The organism is Streptomyces gottesmaniae, from assembly GCF_031845845.1.
Classification (GTDB): domain Bacteria; phylum Actinomycetota; class Actinomycetes; order Streptomycetales; family Streptomycetaceae; genus Streptomyces; species Streptomyces akebiae.
This window is the reverse complement of sequence record NZ_JAVRFJ010000207.1, coordinates 1-255: the sequence shown is the minus strand read 5'-3', so window position 1 is coordinate 255 and position 255 is coordinate 1. Positions and strand designations below refer to the sequence as shown.

Annotated in this window: 1 pseudogene; it reads right to left on the bottom strand. The window is 72.9% G+C overall.

Annotated features, from left to right (window positions below):
- Positions 1 to 255: pseudogene (locus tag RM704_RS45085) on the bottom strand (IS200/IS605 family accessory protein TnpB-related protein); the annotation flags it as partial.

The following is a 255-nucleotide window of genomic DNA, read 5'->3' as shown; positions in this document are numbered from 1 at the left end:
CGCGGCGGCCAGCCGGTCCCGCAGCACCCGCAGACGACGCGACTTCGCATGCCACTCCCGCCGCGACCGGTAACCCCCCGGCGCCCTCTTCGTCCCCCTCTCCCCGACCGGCAGCGCCAGCCGGTCCCCGATGGCGCGAATACCCGCTTCCAAATTCTGGATGTGCGCGAGCTGGCAGCGGCGGGCCAGCGCCCACTGGTCGTGCGTGGCCTTGGTGATACTGCCCGCCCAGCGTGACGACGAGGCGGGTGTCAG